This is a genomic window from Pedobacter sp. JY14-1 (assembly GCF_029269825.1).
Lineage (GTDB): Bacteria > Bacteroidota > Bacteroidia > Sphingobacteriales > Sphingobacteriaceae > Pedobacter.
On sequence record NZ_JARJHU010000003.1, the window covers coordinates 522,916 to 548,895 of the forward strand.

The 25,980-nt window shown below is 38.3% G+C and carries 22 protein-coding genes; 17 read left to right on the top strand and 5 right to left on the bottom strand.

Annotated features, from left to right (window positions below; genetic code table 11):
- The first annotated feature begins 176 nt into the window (after positions 1-176).
- Positions 177-920, top strand: a complete 744-nt coding sequence (locus P2W84_RS08345) for an NAD(P)H-binding protein (RefSeq protein ID WP_276089665.1) — start codon at positions 177-179, stop codon at positions 918-920.
- Here P2W84_RS08345 and P2W84_RS08350 read toward each other — a convergent pair whose 3' ends face one another.
- Positions 921-2,396: a PLP-dependent aminotransferase family protein gene (locus P2W84_RS08350; RefSeq protein WP_276089666.1), complete on the bottom strand. Its 1,476-nt coding sequence runs from the start codon at positions 2,394-2,396 to the stop codon at positions 921-923.
- 228 nt (positions 2,397-2,624) lie between these two features.
- Between P2W84_RS08350 and P2W84_RS08355 the strand changes: the two genes are divergently transcribed.
- Positions 2,625-2,825 carry a hypothetical protein gene (locus P2W84_RS08355; protein WP_276089667.1) on the top strand — a complete coding sequence of 67 codons (201 nt, stop codon included), beginning with the start codon at positions 2,625-2,627 and terminating at the stop codon, positions 2,823-2,825.
- 363 nt (positions 2,826-3,188) lie between these two features.
- Here the strand turns inward: P2W84_RS08355 and P2W84_RS08360 are convergent, their stop codons facing one another.
- Positions 3,189-3,971 carry a glycosyltransferase gene (locus tag P2W84_RS08360; RefSeq protein WP_276089668.1) on the bottom strand — a complete coding sequence of 261 codons (783 nt, stop codon included), beginning with the start codon at positions 3,969-3,971 and terminating at the stop codon, positions 3,189-3,191.
- Positions 3,972-4,247: 276 nt separating this feature from the next.
- Between P2W84_RS08360 and P2W84_RS08365 the strand changes: the two genes are divergently transcribed.
- The 15 genes from P2W84_RS08365 (at position 4,248) to P2W84_RS08435 (ending at position 22,130) form a co-directional block, all read left to right on the top strand.
- A complete protein-coding gene (locus P2W84_RS08365) occupies positions 4,248-5,105 on the top strand; it encodes a hypothetical protein (RefSeq protein ID WP_276089669.1) in 858 nt (285 codons plus the stop codon).
- A gap of 86 nt (positions 5,106-5,191) precedes the next feature.
- Positions 5,192-5,746: a hypothetical protein gene (locus tag P2W84_RS08370; RefSeq protein WP_276089670.1), complete on the top strand. Its 555-nt coding sequence runs from the start codon at positions 5,192-5,194 to the stop codon at positions 5,744-5,746.
- 168 nt (positions 5,747-5,914) lie between these two features.
- Positions 5,915-6,919, top strand: coding sequence for an MsnO8 family LLM class oxidoreductase (locus P2W84_RS08375; RefSeq protein WP_276089671.1), 1,005 nt, complete (start codon positions 5,915-5,917; stop codon positions 6,917-6,919).
- A complete protein-coding gene (locus P2W84_RS08380) occupies positions 6,909-7,907 on the top strand; it encodes a glycosyltransferase family 2 protein (protein ID WP_276089672.1) in 999 nt (332 codons plus the stop codon). Before P2W84_RS08375 ends, P2W84_RS08380 begins: the two co-directional genes overlap by 11 nt.
- Positions 7,897-8,994, top strand: a complete 1,098-nt coding sequence (locus P2W84_RS08385; protein ID WP_276089673.1) for a glycosyltransferase family A protein — start codon at positions 7,897-7,899, stop codon at positions 8,992-8,994. The genes P2W84_RS08380 and P2W84_RS08385 overlap by 11 nt, the downstream gene beginning before the upstream one ends.
- Before the next feature lie 7 nt (positions 8,995-9,001).
- On the top strand, positions 9,002-9,853 hold the full coding sequence (locus P2W84_RS08390) for a hypothetical protein (protein WP_276089674.1): 852 nt from the start codon (positions 9,002-9,004) through the stop codon (positions 9,851-9,853).
- Positions 9,854-9,860: 7 nt separating this feature from the next.
- Entirely contained in the window at positions 9,861-10,589 is a 729-nt protein-coding gene (locus P2W84_RS08395) for a DUF6065 family protein (RefSeq protein WP_276089675.1), read from the top strand.
- Positions 10,576-13,206 carry a lantibiotic dehydratase gene (locus tag P2W84_RS08400; RefSeq protein WP_276089676.1) on the top strand — a complete coding sequence of 877 codons (2,631 nt, stop codon included), beginning with the start codon at positions 10,576-10,578 and terminating at the stop codon, positions 13,204-13,206. Before P2W84_RS08395 ends, P2W84_RS08400 begins: the two co-directional genes overlap by 14 nt.
- Positions 13,206-14,054: a thiopeptide-type bacteriocin biosynthesis protein gene (locus tag P2W84_RS08405; protein ID WP_276089677.1), complete on the top strand. Its 849-nt coding sequence runs from the start codon at positions 13,206-13,208 to the stop codon at positions 14,052-14,054. Before P2W84_RS08400 ends, P2W84_RS08405 begins: the two co-directional genes overlap by 1 nt.
- Positions 14,041-15,918, top strand: a complete 1,878-nt coding sequence (locus tag P2W84_RS08410; RefSeq protein WP_276089678.1) for a lanthionine synthetase LanC family protein — start codon at positions 14,041-14,043, stop codon at positions 15,916-15,918. Before P2W84_RS08405 ends, P2W84_RS08410 begins: the two co-directional genes overlap by 14 nt.
- A gap of 9 nt (positions 15,919-15,927) precedes the next feature.
- The gene (locus P2W84_RS08415) at positions 15,928-18,099 is read left to right on the top strand and encodes a peptidase domain-containing ABC transporter (RefSeq protein ID WP_276089679.1); all 2,172 of its coding nucleotides are present in this window, start codon (positions 15,928-15,930) and stop codon (positions 18,097-18,099) included.
- Positions 18,100-18,101: 2 nt separating this feature from the next.
- On the top strand, positions 18,102-19,391 hold the full coding sequence (locus P2W84_RS08420) for a hypothetical protein (RefSeq protein WP_276089680.1): 1,290 nt from the start codon (positions 18,102-18,104) through the stop codon (positions 19,389-19,391).
- A gap of 476 nt (positions 19,392-19,867) precedes the next feature.
- Complete coding sequence (locus tag P2W84_RS08425; RefSeq protein WP_276089681.1) at positions 19,868-20,557, top strand: glycosyltransferase; 690 nt, start codon at positions 19,868-19,870, stop codon at positions 20,555-20,557.
- A 4-nt stretch (positions 20,558-20,561) separates the two neighbouring features.
- Positions 20,562-21,191, top strand: coding sequence for a hypothetical protein (locus tag P2W84_RS08430; RefSeq protein ID WP_276089682.1), 630 nt, complete (start codon positions 20,562-20,564; stop codon positions 21,189-21,191).
- 114 nt (positions 21,192-21,305) lie between these two features.
- Positions 21,306-22,130 carry an FkbM family methyltransferase gene (locus tag P2W84_RS08435; RefSeq protein WP_276089683.1) on the top strand — a complete coding sequence of 275 codons (825 nt, stop codon included), beginning with the start codon at positions 21,306-21,308 and terminating at the stop codon, positions 22,128-22,130.
- A 520-nt stretch (positions 22,131-22,650) separates the two neighbouring features.
- Here the strand turns inward: P2W84_RS08435 and P2W84_RS08440 are convergent.
- The 3 genes from P2W84_RS08440 to P2W84_RS08450 form a co-directional block, all read right to left on the bottom strand.
- Positions 22,651-25,017, bottom strand: coding sequence for a PDZ domain-containing protein (locus P2W84_RS08440; RefSeq protein ID WP_276089684.1), 2,367 nt, complete (start codon positions 25,015-25,017; stop codon positions 22,651-22,653).
- 128 nt (positions 25,018-25,145) lie between these two features.
- Positions 25,146-25,523, bottom strand: coding sequence for a PD-(D/E)XK nuclease family transposase (locus tag P2W84_RS08445; protein ID WP_276089685.1), 378 nt, complete (start codon positions 25,521-25,523; stop codon positions 25,146-25,148).
- Positions 25,520-25,693, bottom strand: coding sequence for a PD-(D/E)XK nuclease family transposase (locus P2W84_RS08450; protein ID WP_276089686.1), 174 nt, complete (start codon positions 25,691-25,693; stop codon positions 25,520-25,522). Before P2W84_RS08450 ends, P2W84_RS08445 begins: the two co-directional genes overlap by 4 nt.
- Between the last annotated feature and the right edge of the window lie 287 nt (positions 25,694-25,980).

The window sequence follows — 25,980 nt, forward strand, 5'->3', positions numbered from 1 at the left end:
GCGTTAATTTGGTTCTGAAGCTAATATCGGAAAATTCCTGAGCTTCTTCTGACTCTTTTGCTGAGGCCTTAAATTAATGGACTGCTAAGTTTGGACTGCCTTAAATCTGAATTCTGGATGGCCGGGGTCGCTTCGTTAATCGCTTATTTTGAGGAGAAATTAAAAGATATACAATTATGAAAATCTTAGTAGTCGGAGGGACAGGCCTTGTGGGCAGGGGTGTTTGTGAAAAATTAGCAAATGCTGGTCATGATGTTGTCGCAGGATCGCCTTCTGCCGGTATTGATGTCCTGACAGGGGAAGGGCTGGCCGGTGCGGTGGCCGGAACGGATATCGTCATTGATCTTTCCAATTCCAGTTCACCGGAAGCGAATGTGGCACTGGAGTTCTTCCGCGCTGCCGCGAAGAACCTGATTGCTGCAGAACAATCTGCGCATATCAAACACCACCTGGTGCTTTCCATTGTCGGAACGGACGAGGCACAGCATATCGGTTACCTGAAGGCTAAAAAATCCCAGGAGGATGCGGTTATTGCATCCGGAATTCCCTATACCATTATCCGCTCGACCCAGTTTCATGAACATACCAGTACGATCATCGCTGTTCAGGGAGAAGGCAAGGATGTCCATGTGTCTACGGTTGACTATCAGCCAATTGCCTTGGCAGATGTAGTGGATTACGTCGTGAGGTTTGCTCTGCAACAGCCGAAAAACAGCATTGTAGAGATCGCCGGGCCTGATCGCGGGCCGATGACGGAATTCGTGGAAAGTTACCTTAGGCAAACAGGCGAAGATAAAGTCCTTGTCCCTAACCAGGATAACAAATACATGTTCGAAGACATTGCAAGGTCGCTTCTGGTGCCTGCAGGTGAGTTCTTTCCCGGAAAGATCAGGTTTGAGGATTGGGTAAGGCAAGCTTAATCATCGCGATTCCTTCAGGGCCCGGGCGAAAGTCTGCAGTTCGTTTGCATTCAATGACGCAAAGCCAAATCTTACGCCGTTGACATGATCGTTGTATCGGAAAACACTGCCGTCGTTCAAATAAATCCCTCTGGAACCCATTCTTCCGGCGAGGTCGGGCACGGAATATCCGGGGTCAAACTTTGTCCAGACAGCCATACCTCCCTGCGGAGGTGTGAAGGTGACCAGGTCGCCCAGACAGGCGGTCAGTACCGCGCAAAAGTCGTCGCGCCGCTTTCTGTACAGCTTTACAGATTTTCTCAGGTGTCGCTGCATCTCGCCATTATGGAATAGGTGGGCAACGGATTCTTCGAACAACACATCGCCACGGATTTCCAGCATCTGCTTCAGCCTGGCTGCCTGCCAAACAAAATCTTCACCGCCGATGAGGTAACCCAGACGGACGGTGGGCGCCAATGTCTTAGAGATCGAGCCGACGTAAAGAACATATCCTTTGTGGTCTGCGCTGGCCAGGGGTAGTATAGGGGCGTTTTCATAGTGGAAATCATAGTCGTAGTCGTCTTCGATCACTGGCAGGTGGTAGCGGCGAATGAGGTCCAGGAGCTTCACCCGTCGCTCTGCACTTAGGGTAACCGTCGTTGGATGATGGTGATGCGGAATGATATAAAGGAGGTTCGGCTTTGATTGTTTGCAGATGTCCTCAATAGCGTCGACATCAATACCGTCCTGATCAACTTTAACTCTGATCAGCTTTGCGCCCAACTGCCCAAAAAGCCTGTCCACCAGGACGTAGTTCGGATCCCCTACGATCACCGAATCACCTGGACGCAGGATCATGCTGGCAGCAACAGAAATCGCAAGTTGTGCCCCATGCGTGACCAGAACTTGTTCGGGGCTGATGTGCAAGGCCCTGGTCCTGGACAGGAATAACGCGAGTTCAGTTCTCAATGTTTCGCTGCCGGAAGTACTGCCGGTCAACAGTCTGGCATGGAGGCCGGTTTTTTGTGAAAGATACTTGTACCGGTCGATGATCAGGTCTAAGGGGGCTAATCTGGCATCTGGATAACCATCATTGATCATCAGCTGATAGGGTTTCAACTCCCTGGTAACAGGTTGACGCAGGGCGATCTGCTTGTAGAAGTTCTCCTGTTCAGTGGTGGTCTGTTGTGCTGAAGGAACAGCTTCAAAAGTCTTAGGCCTGGTCAGCGGCAGGCTCATGGAAACAAAATTGCCTTTCCTCCCGATCCCTTCCAGCCAGCCCTGGATTTGCAATTCTTCATAAGCTGCAACTACTGTGGTGCGGTTAAGTTTCACCATTGATGCCATGTCGCGACTTGGTGGTAACTGGTATCCGGGCCTGATTTGTCCATTTTTTATCAGGTCGATCAAAGCATTTGCAAGCTGCCTGTATATTGGAGTTGCAGATTGCCTGTCGATGGTAATGAGTGTGCCGAAGGGAAGTGTCTGGGCTGTCATTCGGTATAATTTTACGAAAAATCACAGGTTTGGCAAATTGGTGGTTTCCCTTTAAAGCTGAAAGCAGCAGCATTTTCATTGAAAATGTGTCAGATTGTACATTTTCGGGCTCTCGTCATCGCGAGAATGCGCAGCTTTTGTATTAGTATCAAATATCGTTGATAATACCGAGTATTCGGGACTTTTTTGTAGATATACTTCATTTATCAATATTCTCAATTATGAATTATGAAAGAAGCATATTTTCTAAGAGGAGGGATTAATGTGGGATGTTTTAGACAGTTCGGATATCGTTGCTGGGATGCCATTGGTAAAACGCTTAACCTTTTGGAAAGCAAAATGGCTTTTTTCCCCAAGGAAGCAAACAACCAATTCGATGACCGGCAAATGTTTATACGTTACCAGATTATGATATCAGATGAACAGTAAATATTTATAAATTACTACCTTGAAGTACTTAATTTCGATTACCCTGCTTCAAAAAGAGACTTTCTTAAAGCATATAATGAACGGATATCACATTCGCTGAATTTACACAGGGGAGTTGAAAAATCTATGAAAAGTACCGCTGGTCTGCTGAACGGGGCAATGAGTTTTTGGGTTACTATATAAGAAATATTGAAACACTGGCCGGAATTAAATGAAGAAGGCTATCTGGCAAAAGTTGAAGCATTAAAGATTAACTTAATGGAATGCTAAATATTTTCCTGTTCTTATGGCGGACAGCAAGAGATTCATGTTTTGCAGAAGTTCAACTTCGGTAGCCAGATCCCAACTTTTATAGTTAAGGAATCAGGACCTGGCTTCAACTGCTTTAGAAAATAAATATGCTATATGTCTCCTTGCATTCTCAATACTTTCGTTAGCGCATCCTGAATAAACTGAATCATAATTTTGCGGTTTTTTATTTGATCTCCACGTCCCACAGTGGAAATGCGCAGCATATTTTCCAAAGTGACAAGAAATTTCATGGTGTTGTTGACTTTCGCAATATCGATCATCGTTTGTCAAAAAAACTGTATTTGGAAACGTCTTTTTGGTAGCATGATATACATCAGTCATTAAACCTGGGCCTGTTGTTTCTAAAATGTCATTCTCACCAACTACGACGTTGCTAGAGCGCAAAATAGCTTCATGCAAATAATATAGCCAGAATAAATGACCCGCATTCCCACCAAACATATAATTGGCAACTCTCAGTGCATGTTTGTCGCCGTAGAGTTTTAAATCTTCCTGACTTAGTGTTTTTTCTTCTCCTAGAACCAGATCGTAAGGAAGCAATGCATCCAAATTGTTGTACAAATACATATCCATATCTAAGTAAAAGCCTCCAAATAGATATACTAATAGCACTCTTAGTATGTCTGCTTTCTGTACAGTATGAGTGTAGCTGTTATACCAATCAAAAAGCTCAGGGCAATTGACATGAATAATTTGTGACGCTTCATCCTCACCATATGTATTGATCTGCCAGTCGGGATGATAGTCGTGAATGCGTTTCACACATTTTGTAAATATCTCTGGTAGTACTTCGTCTTTGTTTAAGAAAATTAGATGAATAATTTTCGCTGCCATAAGCGCATCGTCTTTTTAGTATATTAACTTTTTAATAATGCCTTTGAGATTCAAATGTCTTCGATATCCATACAGCCTTTTATGTTATATTTCACAACTCAATTTAGCTTTTATTTTCTTACATTTAGATATAATTTCACAATATTAAATCTATTTAAAATTTCATAAAACTAAGTTATGTGTCTTTATCATTTCATTTCAGGTGTAGTTATAAATATTGTGATATCTCATTTTGGGCCTTCTCAAGATCTACTGATAACCAAGTTAAGCCACTCTGTGATTAGCGATAATAGAAAAGTGATCTTAACTAAATCAAAAGACACAGTAGTTGCAAGCAAATTTTCTGATAAATACGGGTCTATCATGATTAATGATGCATTACTATCAGATTCAACATCGGCCGTAGTTACTCCACCGTCAGCGTTTAGATTTAATACGTTCTATCAAAAGTACCTCAACGCAGCTGGAATACCTATTATAGGGTCATCAAAGGTTTCAGATGATGCATTTTATAGAACAAGGAAGATCGTATTAATGATGCTAAGTAAAGTTCCATTATTGAAATTAACACTCATAAAAAACAATTCGCGCATTGCAATCATAGGAAGTAAAGAACTTACAAATGATTTGCCTGAATACTCTGACATCGATGATTACATTAATTCCCGGGCTCGTGGGCTTGGCGGAAACAAAGAATTTCCCCTTACAAGCTGCGCCGAAGAAAATATTTTATGCTTTGAAAATGACCGATATAAAGGTGAAGATATACTGATCCATGAATTTGCTCATACAATCCATGAAATTGGTCTCAATACATTAGTCCCGAAATTTTCAGAAAAGCTAGATAAAATCTACCACGCAGCAATCTCAAAAGGACTATGGGAAAGAACCTATGCTAGCTCGAGTGCATCGGAATATTTTGCTGAAGGTGTTCAAAGCTGGTTTAATGTGAACAAAAATGAACAAACACCAAATGGTATTCATAATGATGTCTGCACACAAGCTAAGCTGCGAAAATACGATCCTGCGCTATACGATCTAATAGCTAGTAATTTTCCAGACCCAGTATATGGACGAAGTTGCCATTGGACAGTTGGATTTTCAAAATGGGAAACGTTTTGGCGTTTTAGGTAATCATGTGGCTTTGTCATATTAGTGTCATCGTTGGTGATTTTAAACCTAAAGGCTTTTCTTGTGAATTTTTTTTCGTAAATATGTATATGAACCAAATATTAACACTCTCTTTTATAACCTTCATACATTGTTTTTCTTGCATAGAAAATCATGCTTATGGCCAAAGAAGTATCCAAAGAAATTTTCTTTTCACCTTTGACAGTCTTGATACATTTTCAAACGAACCTGATGATTGGAAAAAATTTGCAAATGGATATGAAGTTAAGATTGTTCAGGACAAAAAGCATTTAGGCGAATCCCTATTACAAATATCCTCTATTAGTTCACGATTAGAAAAGGATTCCATTGCTTTCATTGCGCGAAAAATCGACATTCCTATTGGGGCTAAAAAAGTTAAATTATCAGGATTTCTATCTAGCCACTCAGTTCAGGGACGCGCAGGCCTTTCTTTGATAGTAAATGGTAAAGATAGCGTACTATTAAGTGATGAAATGAAAGCACGGGCGGTTAGAGGTAGTAGTCCTTGGAAGCAATATGATATCAAATTTAACATACCCCGCATTGCAGAATCAGTAATGGTTGGAATCTATTTAATTGGATCTGGCACCATGTGGGCGGACAATCTGAAACTTATATTTTGATGGTTACGACATCTTTTGATAATATTTTCTATACAAACTAACCAATAATTTCGAACATTATATAGCGCTCTCAATGCTAACAGGCTATTGCACAATATTTTCTGTTGAATATAGTTTCATGACATTTTATCTCTATAAAGGAGAGAATTTTACTAGCTGTTTTTGTCTATGAAATTAAGTGTGCTAGATACTTTCAATTTGCGTAATGGTTTTTCTGCAAAAGATGCTGTAGATGACAGCGTGAAGTCAATTTGCCACGTTGAGCAATTAGGTTACTTTCGATACTGGGTTTCCGAACATCATAACACTTCTCTGACTGCTAGTTCAGCTCCAGAAATTTTGATTGGCTATCTAGCTTCAAAAACATCCAAAATACGAGTTGGATCAGGGTGCATTCTACTGCCCTATTACAGTTCACTAAAAGTTGCTGAATGCTTTAAGCAACTTGAGTTACTGTATCCAAATCGGATCGATTTGGGCGTAGGAAGGGCCTCAGGCTGTGATGAATTAACTTCATATTTCCTGAGTCAGAGTAGGAATAGTGAATTAGCTAGCTATCATGAAAAAATTTATGACTTAAAACACTTTCTTGACCAGACACACATCTCTGAAAGCGTGAAGTCGAAAATCAAAGTTGTGCCTCGCATTCCTAAAAGCCCTCCAATATGGATATTAGGATCTAGTATAAATAGCGCTAAACTAGCTTTGCAACTAGGAGTCAATTTCAGCTATGCACATTTTTTAAACCCTGCATCAACAGGAGAGGTGCTAACTTTTTTGAATAATTACTCGACAAATGTATCTGATCAGAAGTTTAGCTATTCTTTAGCTATAAGGATAATTTGCAGTGATAACAAAACACAACTCCGTCAAATGCTACATTATTTTGATTGGTACATCGTCCGTTCCGGCTCTAAACAAAAAAGTGATGGTCTATATAGAGCAAACTATAATTACCGATACAATGATCGTGAGAAGGCAGAAATACACTTAGCTAGAGAGAATACGCTGATTGGTGCGCCGCATGAAATTAGATTAAAATTGTCCTCCCTAGTTGACTTCTCGAAAATCACTGAGTTAATTATTTCAATGTGCGTGTGTTCGCTTGATCAAAAGCTTTCTACCTACAGTCTATTAGCCCAAGAATTTAACCTCAAAGAAAATGAGCTTTAAAGTTTGCATTGCTACGACAATCAAGGGTTGTCCCGATAATATATTGGAAACTTGGGTATTATTTCATAAAACAATCGGTTTCGATCATTTTTTCCTCGTATACGACGATCCCGATGAGATCCCGAGTAAAGCTGCAAAAAGCTCGAACGTGACTACACTCCGGAAATCAGATTTTGATCAAGATTATTTAAATAGTCTTGATACTTATAAGAATTTGAAAGACTACACGGAATCAGATTTGATTGCCAGACAAGTAATAAACATGTCTAATGTGATAAAAATTGCTAGGGATGAAGGCTATGATTGGATTTTGCATATTGACGTAGATGAAATTTTCTGGTGTCGAAATTGGCAGAACGTTAAAAATCATTTTTATGACCTCCAGACCAACGGAATTGATTGCATTAACTATGTCAACTATGAGGCTATACCAAATTGCTTTGATGTAGAGAACTATTTTGAAGTAGTAACAACGTTTAAAAAAAATCAAAAACATCTTACACACATACAAAACACATTTCTTCAAGAAAACGGATGGACTGCTTCAAATTATTTTAATTTCTATGGAAATGGAAAATCAGCTGCACGATTAACGCAAGATGTCCAGCCCGTTGGTCCTCACTATTTTTCCAACCATCGAGAGTTCACATCAGAATATTTCCCCGTTATTTTACACTATCCCATCTGCGGATTCCAAAACTTTTTTGACAAGTATAAAATACTGGGCAATTTTCCAGATCTGTGGTTGGGAACCTACGAAATAAAAAAGCTACTGCCGTTTCATTTAGCTTCCAGAGACGCTGTTAATAAGCATTCTTTGGAATACGCCATTGACTTCTACAGACAGCGGGTATTGAAGGCGTTTGATAAGAATTTAAAAGAACTGATTGATATTGGGATAGTTTGCCAAATACGTGACGTTCAAGAGGTATTGTTTGCTTTAAAAAAGACTAAAAAGAATAAAAAAAGAATTCAACATGCGTCCTAAAATCTCATTCTGCACGGTCAGCATGAACAGGACCGAACATTTTAAGCAGACATTTTTAAAAAACGTCTTAGACAATGTCAATTACCCTTATGTCGAATTTATCATTCTAGATTACAATTCCACTGACGGGCTAGGTGAATATGTCAGGGACTATTTGCAGATGTATATTAAAACCGGAATTGTGAAGTATTATCACAATACGGAACCAATATTTTTCAATATGCCCCATGCCAAAAACATGGCTTTGAAACTAGCTGATGGAGATATTATTTGTTTGGTTGATGCCGATAATTATATAGGTAATGGCTTCGCAGCGTATGTTGCTAATAATCTCATTAAAAGTCAATTTCTAACTACTATTTATAAACGTAAGCCTAGTACAAATAGTGACGTACTTGGTAGGATTTGTTTGTTCAAATCGGATTTTCACAGACTGAAAGGTTTTGACGAGGGTTTTAAGTACTATGGTTTAGAAGATCTAGATTTTGTGCAAAGGTTGGAAATTGCTGGTTGCTTTAGAAAAGTGATAAAAACCAACAAGTATCTAAAAGCTATATCCCATACAGCCGTAAAAAGGTTTGGCAATATGCAATTATTTAGTACTATCGCGGCCATCTTCGTTGGCCAGCAGACTCCTTTCAAATCAGCGTTATATTTCTTTTTCAATACTGGTGAATGCTACCACGGTCTTGTGCTTGATAATGTAGCGACAAATATGACCAAGCTTAAACCACTTAGAAAAAGCCAAAGACTCATTTCAAAGTATATCCTTTCGGAGGAAGACTGGAGTTTGAGTCATTGGTGTGAGAAACCTACCGGACTGTCAATCATAGAGGCAAATGTCGAAACTAGCTTATCGAACGCTACGCTGCAAGATTGCCAAAGCTTTTCTTATTGCGGCCAATATTTTAGAAGAATCGTCAATGACGGGATAAGGAACGATGCGCTATATCTTTTCAGTGTACTACCCAATTTCAATAGGATGGTCAACAATAAGAATTCGTTGGTCGTCCAGGCTAACCCAAATACATATGGTTCAGGACATGTATATAAAAATTTTGATTACGGCTTGCATCTAAAAGTATAAAGTAAAAATGAGCGATCTAAAAACAATATTCTTTTCGTTACATATCGACAGGTCACACGTGTCACGTTTCCTTGAAAATAGCCTTAATGGGTTGTTGAGAGAACAAAAGTTCGGCAACGTGCAACTAATTGTACATTTTGATCATTTTAGGGGATATTATCTCGGCTTAACGCTACGGATTGAAGAGTCATTAAAACGCTTTTTCCTATCAGAACTTCAGCGAACTATCCATAATTTTTTTCAAACGATAAAAAAAACTAAAGGCCAATTTAACGATCAGTTATTTATGGATTTCACACCTGGTACAATTTTATATGGAAGCCATAGATTCGTTCCGTTTTTCCTAATCGATGGTATTAGATATCCAATCGAAAGTTTTTATTCCAGCTCGACTATACTAATTTCAAACATTAGGCTGCTAACAACTTCGACCAACTCAGCAATAACTCACTTGCTTTACTTCGCTATTGGACTTTTCTTAAGGTTAAATAATGGAGTTAAATTACTGATTTCAATACCTTCCACCTTGGCAAATAATAATCTTGCCTTCCTACAATCCTTCCAAACCTATTATATAGATAACGAAGATTTATTCCGTAGAATATATGATAAAGCCCATAAGATAATTAAAGGGAAATCCAAAAAGAATGAATGGATTCAACATTGGATTGAAATGCACTTTCAATCGATAACAAATTATTTAAAAACCAATAATAAACTGGATGCTAGCGTTGAGTTTGCGAAAGTGCTAAAATACACACTTACGCAGTTAGGCCGCTCCGATGACTACCTTTTATTGAATATCGTACTATCCAATCTCTTAAACCAGACCCCTAAACTTCAAAAAAATTTAATTTAATATACACATGAGTAAATTAACTGCTTATCGGCTCGCAGAATACGGAAAGATCGTAACGGGAAGTCCAAACCGAAACTGGATGGATTTAACAAACAGTAAAGTAGCATATGGGTGCCTGCCATTGGTCATAGCTAACGAGCTAGGCTGGGATATACTTTGCGCAACCAACTTCAGAGCCATATGGAATGGACGTTTTTCACCAGACTCAATTCAAATCGAGTTCAAAGATGATGTTCCCGAGAATCATCAGGTTGTTAGTCATTTCGGAATGGGCATCCTCACGTTCCATCCTGGCTTTCTTTTTAAGACGGAACACGGTACAAACCTTCTTATAAATGGCACTCCCAATATTGTGAAAGATGGAATCCAAGCTCTTGATGCAGTTGTCGAAACTGATTGGCTGCCTATGACTTTTACAATGAACTGGAAATTCACTAGAGAAAATATTTGGATTGAATTTCATAAAGGTGATCCAATTTGCAGAATCATGCCCTACAAAAGAGATTTTATTGAAACCCATGAGCCCGAGATCTTAGACATCAGAAGCGATGAAGGTGTGCATGGGGAATTCATAAAATGGAGTGAAGACAGAGCAAAGCATAATGAATCACTTAAACAACCAAATCCTCCAAAAGCGATGGAAAAGGACTATTTCAAAGGAGTTCTAAAAGATGGGAGTAAAATAGAATATCACCAGAGAAAAATTGATTTAAAAAGTTTTGATGAAAAAAAATGAGATTTTCTCTAGAGTAATGCTTCGTTCATCCGGACTTAGCAATGATTTTTATAAGTCTCAATTCGAACATTTGAGGGGGCTGGATATAAAAGTTAAAGATTGTCTTGCTTTACAACGAGACTACTTGGATTACCAAAATAACTTATTGGCAGAAATGGAATTTTTGATTTCTAAGTTAAATGGCAAATCAAAAACTGAATTGATATCACTGAAAAGAAGTCTTCACGACAGCAAATTCAAAAATTTGAAGTTAGGACACCTGACAATTGAAAGTCAGAAAAGAATTCTTTTAGCACACCAGAAATATAACAATCTGAAGAAAATTGAGAAGCAGTTGACTACGACAATTAGTGTGGTAGCTACTTTTGAAGAAAACTCCCTTTTAAAATATTCCAGGCAATCAATGGAAATGCAAAAGTCACTGTTAATTGCATCTCCCACTTTACTGGAGTCAATAGCAAAATTTCCAGATTTAAAAATAAAAAAGCAAAGACAAACCTTATACGGAATAACTAAATATTTTGCAAGAATGGCGTATAAAACGTCACCTTTCAGTTATTTTACGACAACCCATCTAGTAGCTATAGAAGATCTGACTGAGGTGAAACCGCAATATGAAATCGAGTTCACAAGTGTCTACTCTTTAAATCGAGCTAAGTTTCTACATCTAATGCACCTGATGAAAAGAAGCAAATTTTTTCGCAAGAGCATGCTTGTTGAACTGAACTCCACTGTAAGAAAGGACAAAGGAAAATATACGTACTATCATACGTCTAATAACAGGGATTATTTCAATGATATGCAGCGAAATCCCTTATTAGACCATCTATTTAAACGTCTCGCTTATAATCCAGTGTCATTCAACAATTTGATTGATGAACTAAACCAAACGTTCTCTTCAACAGCACAGAATGAAAGTTTAACTGATTTGGTAATGCATTTAATTGATAATAATTATTTGGTTTTAAATCATGGGTTAAACGTACTGAATACCGATTTTTTAAAGCACTTTGAAAATTTTGTCCTGCAGTGTGTTCAAGGGGAGGATCATTTATTACTTAAAGAAAATTTTGATCTATTGAAATCAAATCTAGTTTCAAAAGAAAAAATAGGCCAAGACTCTGGACCCTCATCGCTGAGAATCTCGAAAATAAAATCTGCTATTGATGCTTTATTTACCAGAATTTGCAAGCTGTCTTCTGACGGGATCGAAAATGATGAAATGATTGAGTATTTCTTAGCGCATAAACATGAAAATTTAGAGAATCTCATATTTGAGGACGTCTATTCAAATCACAGTATCGAGTTGGACCAAAAAGCATTTAATGATTCGTTATCAGAGATAATGAATCTATTAAAGGAAATAGCATTCTTGGATCTAAGACAGGACGATCAGTATAACTTTTTCAATATCATAAAAAGCCTTTTTCCCCGAAAAAAAACCATCAATCTACTGGACGCTTATAGAGCGTATTCCAATTACACAATTGCCAATCCCGAGTATGACAGAACATTCAATGTAAGAATGCTGGGAGCAGCAATGAATGAAATTGCTCGCGATAGTTTAGCCGTTGACCTTGAGAATTTCCAAGTTCCCTGGAGAGTACAACTAGATGATGCATTGATTAAAAAATTTAGAAATTTAAAGCCTTTATGGACTAAACCGGAGGATAATAAACGAGAATCTAAATCTGTGTTCATGCAGTACTACAAGTCTGATGGAGAGTCCTACTTTGTATTGAATGGATTTGCGATTGGTTACGGTAAGTGGTTCAGCCGATTCTTAAATCATGATTCCACTGAAAACACAAAACTTTTGATAAATTTTAATTCCAGTCAAACCTCTAAAGATTATTTAAATATTGAAAATGTCGACGCTACCTGTGGGAATGCAAATATTCACCCATTGTTGTTTGATCGAGAAATTTGCATACCAGGTGGTATTCAATCCAGTTCGACTATTGATACCCGAGTGTCATTAAAAGACCTTTCGATAAAAATCGGTGAAAGCAATCTCAAATTGTATCACGAGCCTACAGGCAAATTTATAAATGCGTTTGATTGTGGATTTTATTCAATAATGGGTAGGTCTTTGTTATTTAGGATTTTGGATTATTTTAATCCAGTAACAAATATTAGTCTATCCTACTTCACAGATTCGCTACTTCTCCATTATGATTACATGGAACACTTTTGCCACGTTAATCAAAACAGAATTCGGTTTAAAAGATTTCCCCGGTTAACATTTAAAAATATCGTACTTGAACGGGAGGTTTGGACCATCTATACTATAGATATCCTTGCGTTACTATCATCTCCGAACCCAATTATAGATATGGCAGGGCTTCGTGAAAAGATAGGTCTACCAACTGAAGTATTTGTAATACTTTCAGAAATAAAACATGAAGGACAAGAAAGTACTTCCAACTCAAAGGACTACTACAAGCCGATGTACATAAATCTTACAAGTCCTTTATTCGTTTCCTACCTGGGAAAAATGCTTCGAAATTCCAAAAGTGAATTTGTTAACATCACCGAGATGCTACCAAATAACGATGATACAATTGCCTGTTCCTTAAATAATTCAACCGAAATATTAACTCAATTCGCATACTAATGAAAAAATGGCTTAGTATATATATATATTATCGTATAGATCTAATTGCATTTGTACTCAAAGAGATTGAAGACTATGTAAAAACTGAAAAGATTAAACGTCTTAAGTTCTTTTATATCAGGTATTATGATGATCATCATCATATACGATTTAGAGTTTTGGCCGATACAACCTTACACGAAAGTATACTGGCAGATATCAAGAATCGCTTTAAAGCCTCATCAATGGTTAAGTCTTGTAAGATTGTCACTCAGGAGTACCTTCCTGAGGTAACAAGGTATGGCGGAACTACGGGCATAAAGTTAGCGGAGGACTTATTTCATAGTTCCTCTAAATGCTCATTTAAGCTTTTGTTCTTAAATAAAGATAACAGCTACCCACAAATTATTCTTCGAGCCACTTTATTGAATTATATCACCATCAAGCACCTTTTACCACCTGAGCATCGCAAACCATTCCTGGAGGATTATACTAAACTCTGGTTTCCGGATCACTATTACTCTCCGAGGACCTCTGCCGAAATCTTCGATATATTCCGCAAACGACTGGGGGATGACAAACCTATAGTTAGTAAAATGACGACTTTATTTGACGAAGGCTTATTAAGCCTCGGATCTGCAAGCCGTGGATTACAGGCTTATGAAAAGAGTATTAAGTTGCTTAAGACTAGACTGGACAAGGCATCTGCAAAAATTGTAAACCCTTTAGACATGTATTCAAATTGCAGCTTTAGCCAACCAATCAATTCAATAATTGCCAGTTATATCCACATGAATAACAATCGAATGGGGATAAAACTAATAGACGAAGGTTACTTAAGTTTTTTGCTATTTAATGCAACTATATAAGATGCATCATACTAATCAAAAAATATTAGATACAATTCTAGGCGCTAGTTTAACCGACGAGCATGGTAGATATTGGCGTGGTAACAAGCACGATCATCTTGCGATCCATTACGATCTGTACGGGGGAAATGCTGGCATTTTATTCTCATTGATAACGCAATACCGCTTTAATAAATCTGATTTTCTCAGGCATATTATCCTATCGTCTGCAAATTGGATTAGGCAAAACTATGATTTTAGTCTAAACCCTGTTTTTTTGACGGGAGAGTTGGGCATTGCCTACTGCTTTAACTATTTGGAAACCATTTTGTGTACGGATGACTATCGCGCATTTAAACATAGGTTAATTAGTAGTAGTTCTGAAAAGTTAAAACAAGATAAATCATTACCCTGCGAGTACATTAATGGTTTGAGTGGTAGTCTAATAGCTTTAATGAGTTTACGAGACAGTGATCCCGATATTGAGCTAGACGCCTTAATAATACAAGTATTTCAGATGCTTTTAGATAGAGCGACTGTCTTAGAAAATTCTGTTATATGGGACTATTCAAATGAAACCAGTGAAGAATTATGCGGCCTCTCCCACGGGATGTCCGGGGTCGGATATACACTGCTGCAGCTGTTCAAAATTACTAAAAACGAGTCAATTAGAGCACTCGGTATACACACTCTTTTAAAGGAAAGCAGACATTATAACCACAATCTAGGTGATTGGCCAGATTACAGAAAGGGGATATTTAATGAAGAGCACGAGCAGTCTTTTATATCGATATTGAACTCAGGCGATATACAACATTTAAATGCTCCGGTATACTTTAATGCTTGGTGCCATGGTGGAATTGGCATCGGTTTATCCAGATTAAAGCTCCAAACTGATCAAACTTTAACTATGATTCAAACCACTCAGGATATTGAACGATGTTTGGAATCTTGCATAAATGATATCAATTATATTCTGACAAATGAGCAATTAACTACTTCTGTATGCCATGGCATAATTGGTAATTATCTATTATTAAGGCAATACTGCATAAATTCAACAACCGAAAAGGTTGAAGAATTATTGAGAGAAATAGAAATCAAGATTTCTCAACATATAGACAGAATCTCATCAACTGAAGGGTCTTTTCCAGACCCCTCACTTGATTGCACTTTGTTTAATGGAATCGCAGGCGCGCTTCAGGTGTTCTCTACTAATCTTGAAGCTACAGGCAGTCCTTTTGATGTTTTCCTCCCAGTTGTAACAAATACAAACAAGGGTATCGAAATTGATTCCCTTGCTATTAGTTCTATCTTTCTGAAGAAGACTCTATATTTCAGTTGGACAACTCTCTCTCACTCTCAGCAAAGTCACTTGTTGAATATTCTTGATCTCAACAAAATCATCAGTCATGATTTTAGTTCTATCGAAGCCTCACTGGAGGAGTGGAATTGTCTGGAAAGCTACAATATCGATTTAGAGATTCTGGAGTTTAAGAAAAATTACATACACTTATTTGAGAGTAAGGTTCGACGACTGGTCTCTATAAACTATTTTAAAAGAAAGATTGATTCCAATACCACATTTGGTTATGAATTTAACTTTCATTTGAACACACATCGTACCAAGGACATAAGCGAGGGTACGTATTTCCTCGAATGCGAAAATTCTCAACTATCAGTTAGAAGCTGCTCAAGCGCGGAAAAATTGCTTATAAATTTCTTCCGAACGCCAAGAGGATTTGAGGAGTCATTAGCTTACCTAACTAATGTGGTCGAAGATTTTCACCAGTATACAGATAAACAAAAAATACAGATTGTAGAAAATATCCTGCTTTCTTTTTGTGCCAGGGAGCTTATCTATATAAAAAAACAAACTGCCTAATAAAACAAGATGAAGGGGTTTATATTCTATCGACAGAATACCGCAAATGAATGCGGGTTGGTTTGTTTGAAAATGATTTTTCAATATTGGGGTCGTTATTTTAATATTGCTACTATTCGTCAAAAAGTACGCATTACGTCAAAGGGCTTAAGCATTTTACAAATTACGGACGCGATAGAAAAATTTCATTGCCGGACCCTGGTGACTAACTTGAAGTTCGACCATTTCCAGGACAGTCCGCTTCCTTGCATTGTCCCATGGGGCAAAGATCATTTCGTTGTGCTGCTGGATGTCAATCTGAAGTCTAAAACAGTCAAAATAGCGGATCCTAATTCAGGCATACGAAAGCTAAGTACGGAAAAATTCAAAAAAGAATGGTCTGAAGGTGCAGAAACTGGAACTGGTATATTCCTGGAGCCCTCACCGAGGTTTTACAATGAAAAGGAAGATGCTGAATTTAAACTCTCTGATTTTCTAAAGTTTCTATTACCAAACAAAAGTTTTCTTTTCCAGCTATTTATTGGTCTATTAATCAATTTCTTACTTGCTCTAGTTGTCCCATTCTTTGCACAGACCATCATTGATACTGGCATAAAAAACAATGATTTAAACTATATCTACGTAATCTTGGCAGCTCAGTTTATACTCTTTTTAAGTAGAAATGCAATAGACATGCTTAGAAATTGGATAGTTTTACACCTTTCATATCGTGTAAATCTATCCAGTGTATCAGATTTCATTAAACGGGTTCTAAATCTGCCTATAAATTATTATTCGAGTTACAGTATTGGAGATTTATTAAGAAGAATGGAAGACTATTCCAGAATCGAAGCATTTATTTCAAACGCTACCTTGAATACGATATTTAGTTTGTTTACAGGTATCGTGTTTGCATTTGTTCTAATATCCTTTAATTATTCCCTTTTCATAGTTTTTTTAGTTTTTAACATTATCAATGTGGCTTACCAAATGTACTTTTTGAAAAAGCGCAAAATACTTGATCATAAAATGTTCAAGGTATCTACAGAGAACAGCTCGAAAACTATTGAAATTATGAATAATGCCCTTGACATTAAGGTCCTGAACATTCAAAGGGAAGAAAGAATGAGATGGGAAGAACTGCAATATAGAGCGTTTGGGTTGAGTAAAGAGCAAACCATATTTAATCAAAAACACTCCATTGGTGTCGGAATTCTAGAAGAGGTTAAAAACATACTCATCACCTTAATTTCCGCGAAGTTAGTTATAGAAGGAAAAATCTCTCTTGGAATGATGTTTTCAGTGCAATATATACTCGGGCAAGTTCAAGGTTCATTTTCGCAAGTTATTGGGTTAATGTATGGCTATCAAGATGCTAAAATAAGTCTTGAAAGGCTTAGTGACATAAACGATGCAAGTTCAGAAGAGGAAGTTTTAAACGGGAAGCTTCTCAGTACAAACTATAATTTAGGAAACTTACCGATCAAAATAGAAAACCTCTCCTTTAAATATGACGATAGCGCAGATCAATGGACGCTAGAAGATATCAGTCTTTTTGTTAAAGAAAATAGCTTCGTGGCGATCGTTGGATTAAGTGGATCTGGCAAATCTACTTTGCTTAAAATTTTGATGAAACTTTATAAACCCTCCAAAGCCACTGTTACGCTCGGCCATTACAATTTTTATAGTATAAGTAATGAAAATTGGAGAAGTCATTGTTCTTCGGTTTTGCAAGAGAGCTCCATATTTAACATGTCAGTCGCTGAGAACATTGCAATAAACGGCGAGATTGATTTCGACAAGGTTGTAAATTTATGCAAGGTTGTAAATCTGGATGAGTTTATTGAGAATTTACCACAAGCGTATGATACGTTAATTGGTGGGGAAAATCTTTCCCTAAGTCAGGGGCAAAAACAGCGATTATTAATCGCTAGAGCTCTATATTCTAACCCGAAATACCTATTCTTAGATGAGGCTACGAATGCACTAGATAGCTTCAATGAAAGGCAGATTCTCACAAACATCAAAAGTCATAGAAGCGATATTACAATAATCGCAGTTGCCCACCGTCTTTCCACAATAAAGGATGCGGACAAAATAGTCGTCCTTGAAAATGGGAAAATACTTGAGGAAGGTACACATGAAGAACTGATCACGCATCATGCCAGATACAGTGAATTGTACAAACTACAAACTACTTAGCTATGGAAACTATAGATATTTGGAGTGATGTAACTCGATTTCAGAAGTCGTTTATATTCAGATGGGGACTACTGATAAGCCTGATCATTCTGGCCGTTTTTTTTTGCATAGCGGCTACAATACGAGTACCTGTTTATACAAGTTTTCCAGTTCAATTGTCGGAGCGACAGCAAAAATTGGGTCTGGTATCCAATGCTCAGGGAAAAATAAAAATGTACGTATCAGACGGATCCAAGTGCAAAAAGGGTGATAAACTAGCTTATATTGCTAATGTAACTTCATTGACTGAAGTCATCTATCTTCAGCAGGCTATTGATACTCTGAAAAGGATCAATCTTTTCGAAAAAAGCTATCCACTAAGATCTGTCGAATCTGGAGATATTACGTTACAAACGTCTTATAACAATCTAAAAAACCAAATTGTCGAATTGGAAAGCCTTCATCTACTCAGAGAGTCTATACAGAGCGAAAAAGACTTCATTTCACAAAAAATAACACTACTCAATGAGATGAATTCAATAAATGACTCAGAATCAAAAATCAAAAAAAGGATCTTCGACATAAAAGCGGAAGAATCCCGAGTAAGTGCAAGCTTGTATAACAGAAAAATTATAAGTCGACAAGAAATCAGAAGTAGTGAGGAAAGTGAATTAATCGCTGAGAGTCAACTTATTAATTCGGAGAATAGTAAAACAAGCAACAAAATACAAGTTCTTGAATTGAAGAGCCGCATATTGGAACGAGAACAGGATTTGAAATTGAGGTTGATTGATCTTTCAAAAGCGATCAATTCGGCTATATATACCTTACAAGGAAACTTGAACGAATGGCAGAACAAATATCTTATTGTCGCGCCATCGCAAGGAGAAGTATACTTTTCAGACCGAATTTTAGAGGATGACTTCATCAAAGAGGGGCAACTACTGTTTTACTTTAAAACCGATAGTCAGAAAAACCCTGTATACGCAGGGAAAAAATATATTGCTACTGGATTATTAAACAAGAATGAATTTCATAAGATACAGCCTGGGGATATTGGAAGAATCGAATTAACTGGCACAAGAGTAGATGAAGATGGATACATAGTGGGTCGAATAGAGCGGTTTTACGGTGCCACAAGTGACCCGAATGGGAAAATTGTGATCAGCCTGACAAACGATCTTAAAACTTCAACTCATAAACAGGTTCGATTCGTATCCGGAATTGATGGATTAGCATATTTCAAGGCAAAAAATGAGACTTTGTTAAAACGCATTTTTAACAAATACATTAGAGTTTTGCAATCAATTTAATTTTGTAAAATTATTTTGAAAATAAGTTTTTTTATATTACATTACATTAATTAACCTTTTAATTCACCCTCAAACTTTTTTATGAAAAAAAAGAAAGTAAGTTTGGAAGACTTCCGTTTGGAAAGCTTTTTGACAACCCCTGATCCAGAATTTCTGAAGGCACTACGTGCCGACGGGGAAGATGCAACTTCGATGACAGGACCAGTAGTTTGCACCATTATTTATGTCCTGACGCCAACACCGGCCGGTCAGACGTCAGACATGTCAATGACTTGTAAATCTGCTAGGTTACAATGTCCACCACCAGCACCACCCACATCTACAATGGGTTGTCCTACACACTTCATGTGTCCGCCACCGACTTGCCCGACAATTCCATATTTGTCGTGTGCTAACAACAGCTAGTGGTTGTAAAATAAGAGCCGCTTTGGCGGCTCTTATGTAACTAAAATTTGTATAGAATTTAATCTTGGGAATTGATACCAAAAATTATACACCAGACTTGGAAAACTAAGCAGATTCCAGAACATTTTAGATTGCTTAAGGAGACCTGGATCAAATTACATCCTGACTGGACTTATATACTCTGGACAGATGAAGACAACAGACGGTTCATACAAAACCATTTTCCTAGCTTTTTAGAGAAATTCGATTCTTATCCTACTAATATACAGCGGGTAGATGCCATTCGCTATTTCATACTTTATACAATGGGCGGGCTATATGTGGATATCGATTATGAATGTCTTCAAAGCGTCCAATCATTATTAGAAAATAAATCAGCTGTGTTCGGATCTGAGCCAGCTGGGCACTGTATGAGATTTAATATGGATATGATTGTAAGTAATGCCTTCATGGCTTGCAAGAAGAAAGATCCATTTTTCGAGTTATTGTGTAGATCTATGGAAGACACAATTCAGCAAGATACAAAGACTATTACATCGGTATTAGAGACTACTGGTCCGTTCAAATTAAGTAAATTAGTTGCGGAAAACAGAGCGTCTTTTGACATTAGTATCATAGAACCCTCTGTTATTTGTCCACTTACTATCGAAGAAGTTCAGGCTACAATCAATGGTAATATTACTTCAGACGTTCGGGAAAAATTAGATACAGCGTTTGCTGTTCATTATTTCTGGGGAAACTGGTGGTCAGAAATTGTCTAAATTTATGAAAGAGCTAATAATTCTAATCGCATGGCATAAGGAAAGTAATGAAGATCGAGTACATGCATTTCAAGAAAATAAAAAATCATTTGCAGACCATAACCCAGATGTGGATATCATCACAGTCATGACACCCTTTGAAGGGATGGAGGCATGGCTTAATACAGACCTATCTTGTTTTAAATGGTATTTGGAAAACGGGCATATGCATAGTGCCCAACGCTATCTTATAGTTGAGTGGGACTGTTGGTGCAATTGTGACATGTATGCGTATTATAAACGCGTTTGGGATTGTGACATAGTTGTGCCGGGAATTAAATATCCTGAACGTGATGACTGGTACTGGTTTTCTACAATTGACAAACTACCTGAGCGTGTAAGAAAATACACAACAGGAGTAGTGCCCTTCTGTGGAATATTGTTATCCAATTTTGCGATGAAAAAAGTGTCGCAGGAGATATTAAAGCCTGAATATTATGGCTTAAACAGTGAGCTCAGGTTTGGAACGGTCGCTACTTCACTCGGGTTAGATCCAATCGTAAACCCAGTTTGTAACCGAACTATTTCTTGGTCTGGTATTAGCCCTTTGGATTCCAATTACTTAGGGCTTCATCACCCTAAAAAACTTACGTAGTTTAGGAATAAATTCACATCGGAATAAACCAAACTTTGTGTATGTGCTTTAGAGGCATTATCGACTTGACAGGAAAATCTCGCTGATTGAGCATGGACAAATACTTATTATTTTATGAAGACAATTCATTTTTTAAATCCGATAAACCTAAAGAATAAAATAAGACTCGGCCCTAACGGCGACGGAGGTTATGTCATCTATAATCAAACATTAAAAGATATAGATGTTCTGGTGACATATGGTGTAGGCTGGGAAATTCGCTTCGAAAAGCATTTCAATGAACTTACTGGTAAAGAGGTATTAATGTTTGATCCTACAATGTTCGGAAAACACGTGTTAGATATTCCGTATTTTAAAAGTCTACTTTTCTCCGGCAACCTATTAGAGTCCCTTTTTTATGTAAATTTTGCTCGAAAAAAATGGAAGGAACTAAAGGCTTTGCGTCAACACAATATTTTATTCGTAAATGAAGGAATCGCGGCAAATCGCTCAAAAAAATACAATAACTTCAAAACCCATATAGAGCAATATGGCCTCAAGGAAAAACGACTTCTGTTAAAAATTGATATAGAAGGAAATGAATACGATATTTTCGAGGACGATGACATCTTTTTATATTTTAATAATGTTGTTCAAATAATTATCGAATTTCATGATCTTGATGTACATTTTGATAGATTTAAAAAAATCATTCAAAAGCTTAAATATAATTATGAAGTTATACATGTTCATGGCAACAACTGGGGTGGACAATTTTCTTGTATAGTCCTGCCAGAAGACAAGGTAGTTAACTTGCCTAAAGTTATCGAAATGACTTTTCTACGCAAGTCCAATATCAGCGACAGTGACATTGTGGACGAAAAATTTATTCCCCCAATTAAGTTGGACTTTCCAAACAATCCCTACGAACCGGATCTGGACTTTAACGTGTCTCAATGATTGGTTAGAACATTTAGTATCAGGTGGATATACCAATTAACTATCCCCCTCTCGCACAGCAAACTGTCCATTCAGAGTTGAGGGATGAAAGAAAAAAACGTTGTGCAGATAGGTTTTTTGAACGGATGTTTTAGTCCGGGTTAGCAACTCTTATTTTACAAAAATACACTGCGGTCAAGTACCGCTTCAGCGATCGTTTCTTTACTAACGACCTTGCAAAGACGTATTTTGGCTAGGCAAATATTTTAAATAAGCCCTTTTTGACTTACCTAGAAGATTGACTTTCCCCCCAAAAACAGCAGCGGCTTAAAGGGAGGACGTCAGTTAAAGTAGGGGTAGGAATTTGTCGAATTCCGTTATTCATAATTATTACCTGAATAAATTTTGTAATGGAGATTGCTGGAAAGCTGCGCATTCTCGCAGTGACGTGCCGGCGAATGACGAACAGGCGGGGAGATTGCTTCTAAAGCCCGGGATTTATATTGAAATAAGTTATGCGGTATTGAAGATCAGTCGTTTTTCATTTAGTTCTGACAGTTACCTCCATTTCCTTTTGGTTTCTGAACAAAACGATCTTTTTATCACCTTCGGCTTTAAGGTTTGGTTGCAAGTCGCCCAACCCGGTAATACTTTTACCATTGACTTTTAGGATTACATCGTTTACCTTAATGAGGTCTTTAAGCGGACTTTTTTCTTCAACTTTCAAAACCAGTACACCTGCATCTTTAGCCATTCCTGTCGCAGAACGCTCGCCCAGCCCGCTCAGATTCTTGAGCTCCAAACCCATGAAGTTCACGATTTCATTACTCCGTTGTGAATGGAGTGCCACGATTTTAGGGAATTCGACTTTAGGAGCTATGCGCTTTAATTTCGGGGAAACAACTCCAAAGTTGTTCATGTCAAAATTTTTAAATCCTGTTTTAAAAGCTGCTGACCCCGCTCTTAGCCGATAGTCACCATGCTCAGGATCTACAAAGTCAGGGCTGATGAAGACACTGTTCTTATCACGCCCGTTAACCTGCGCTTTGGCCAGTTCACTTTCATCTGTGAATATATTGGAATCAATTTCATCTCCCCAAAGGCCGTTCTGGGGCATACCTATAGCCGCATAGTTGCGGAAAACCAGGTTTTTTCTGAAAATGTCTTTGCTGCGGCTGAACCAAACGTGCGGGTGAAACGTGTTGTTTATTATGATATTGTTCTCGGCCTTACGATTATAGCCTTCTCTGAATTTTAACCCACCGTTGAGTAAAAGATTGTTGTATATTTCATAGTTGCTTGATCCGTCGTCAAGGTCGATATCCCAGCCATGATCACATCTGAAACGGTTATTTCTCAATATGATAGGGTGTATCACATCCAGGAGCACCAATTCAGGATGCCGGTCGACGATGGTATCCAGGACAGCTTTATCGGGATGCCAGTATCGGTCTCGTCCCCAGGAATTGAATGAGCCGTGATCTCCGCTCTCCCTTACGGTGTTGAATACATCATTGTATTCGATCAGGTGTCCGCCCCAGGTTCCCTCGCTGACGTTAATCCCAGCCCGAGGCACATTGCATATGGTATTGTGGGCGATAGTAATGTCCATAGACATCGAAATCTGAACACCCGCGCTTTGAATTTCAACCTGACCAATCTGCTCTATAAGGTTGTCGTAGACGCTGCACGTTTTAGGAAAGTTAGTGGTTTTAGGACCTGGCGTCCGGTCAATGTCGCTGAGCTTTATAAACTCGTTATACTCAAAGCTGGGAGACCTTACGGCATCCGGATCGCCGACAAAGCTGATCCCGCTCCCGCCTATTTTTGTAAGGTGACATCCTGACACTTCATTTTTAAGATTGTATTTACTGAAATATATCGCATTACCACCAAGATTGTCGAGAACGCAATTTTTGATACTGCAATTTGTTGCGCCTTCAAAAAATACGGCAGCCCCACGGTAGGTCGTCCAGTCGCTTCTCAGCAACGGCTCCTTGTTTTCCATGAACGTCCTTATTGTGTGTGTGATGTGGATATCCTGAATACTGATATTGGAAACCGGACGCTTTTGCGAGCCTCTGAATTCGAAAATATGCTTCAGCTGGGGGCTTTCAATTTTTGCTGAAGATAACTTCAGGTCTGCAGGCGGATAGTAGTATAGTATCTTTTTATCCTTATCATAGTACCATTCATTGACTGTATCCAGTTCCTCAAATACGTTTTCGACAAACTTATACTGGTCATGCATACCCATTTTCCGGTTATTTTGCCAGCCCCCATCCAAATCAAGTTCTCCATTACTTTTCTTTCCCTTGATCAGATAGCTGAATCCACCCCACTCGCTTTTATGCAACGCATGTAAGTATGCACCTTCGGGATTTGCCCAGCTTTTGACTTTAGTGACGCTGTTGGCATCAGCAGATGTACCATTTAAAATCCTTTCAGTTGGATTGAAATTGGGGTAGCGCGCCATGTGCTGTCGCTGACCGTTAACGAATAGTTGATCGAAAACATAATCTCCTTCCACCTTTGCCTGCATGATGCCATTCCTGTAAGGCCTCCATTTCAACTTCAACAGTGCAGCACCGCTTACCACTACATTTTCATTATGCGCAGCTTTAAGGACCAGTTTTTCGGAGATACCCCTGGAGTCTGATGAATCAAACACAATAGGCTTTTCAATGTGATACTCTCCTCCACTTAGCCGAATTTCGGCGGGGCCTTTAACTTTTCTGGCTTTTACCCTGGCAAAATCGATGGTCTTGAATGGCGACCTGGAGCTTCCCGTATTCTTATCACTTCCGGCGGGTGAGACATAAATAATTTTTTGCGCGAACAATGGAAAGCTCAATAAAGACAGGAATATCAAGAGCCAGCTGCGCACCATTTTGTGCGTGTTTATCATTGATCGCATTTCGGCTGGAATTTATATGACATAACTGTTTTTGTATATTGGTTATATATACCTACACGAATTTAGTCAATTCTAAATATCATCGAAATTAAAGGGGGCAATGCCCCCTAGACTAATAATTACAGGTTTTTAATTTCGTCGGCAGAAAGGCCCGTAAGCTCGGCGATCTCATCAACAGGCATATTTTTATTTAGAAGCTTTTGAGCGATTTCGAGTGCTTTTTCAGTTTTACCAATGGCTTCTCCTTCTTCTTTTCCTTCAAGCTTAGCTTGCGAGAGTACCGCTGCGTTGTCCCATTTGCGTTTGAGTTCCTGATCGTACATTTTTTGTTCCTCCCTGGTTAGGTTGGCATATTCGCCGACGCTGTAAAGTTTACCAAAAATCGTGTCCTTCAGATGAGGCGGGCAATCGTCCCGCTCTGGCATGTGCTTAAGTTCGTATAGCCACCTGTCCAGCGCAAGGTTACATTCCTCATCGGTCTTTACAAAATTAGTCAAATCAATATAGATGTAACCGAGATTTTGTTGTACTGCAGGTCTATGAGTTCTTTTCGGCCATTGAATACGGCATTCAGGAGGTTTAACAGGAGATCTTTGTTGAGGTCGGTGCCGAACAGTTTTTTGAACGAGAGATCGAGCAGGGGGTTGATGTACTTTGAATGTTGCATAAGTTAGTTGGAGTAATTGCTGCCGGAAGTGGTAACCTGGATAACTTATGCGGAATTTTTGAGAATTGTAAGACTTACTGAGAGCGACAAAATTGTATAATTTACAAAGCGAGGCAAAAGGGGGAGATATAGCATCCGCTTAAGAAAGCAGATTCCGACTCCTTCAATACCGGACGTAATTTCCGGTGTATTAGTATGTGTGTCCATAAATTGTTATCTTGAACAATATCTGTTAACCGATCATGAAGCTACTCCTGCTGTCACTACTTTCACTTTTCAATCTGTCA